The organism is Enterobacter soli (assembly GCF_964208575.1).
Taxonomy (GTDB): Bacteria; Pseudomonadota; Gammaproteobacteria; order Enterobacterales; family Enterobacteriaceae; genus Enterobacter; species Enterobacter soli_A.
This window is the reverse complement of the sequence record NZ_CAXOFU010000054.1, coordinates 1-329: the sequence shown is the minus strand read 5'-3', so window position 1 is coordinate 329 and position 329 is coordinate 1. Positions and strand designations below refer to the sequence as shown.

The window sequence follows — 329 nt, the reverse complement described above, 5'->3', positions numbered from 1 at the left end:
AACACACATAACATGTGTGTCGTTTCAATTTTCAGCTTGATCCAGATTTTTAAAGAGCAAAACTTCGCAGTGAACCTTTTCAGGTACACTCTGAAGTTTTCTTGTATTCGGCAGTAAAGGATGGTGGAGCTATGCGGGATCGAACCGCAGACCTCCTGCGTGCAAGGCAGGCGCTCTCCCAGCTGAGCTATAACCCCATCGTAAATGCAATCTCGTTACCGGTATTCATTCCGTTAAGAACGAATTGGTAGGCCTGAGTGGACTTGAACCACCGACCTCACCCTTATCAGGGGTGCGCTCTAACCACCTGAGCTACAAGCCTGCAGAGA

The 329-nt window shown here is 48.3% G+C and carries 2 tRNA genes; both read right to left on the bottom strand.

Annotated elements, in window-relative coordinates:
- Window positions 1–121: 121 nt before the first annotated feature.
- Window positions 122–197 (bottom strand) — tRNA-Ala (locus AB6V08_RS23195).
- Between the two features lie 48 nt (window positions 198–245).
- Window positions 246–322: transfer RNA gene (locus tag AB6V08_RS23190), tRNA-Ile, on the bottom strand.
- Window positions 323–329: the final 7 nt, after the last annotated feature.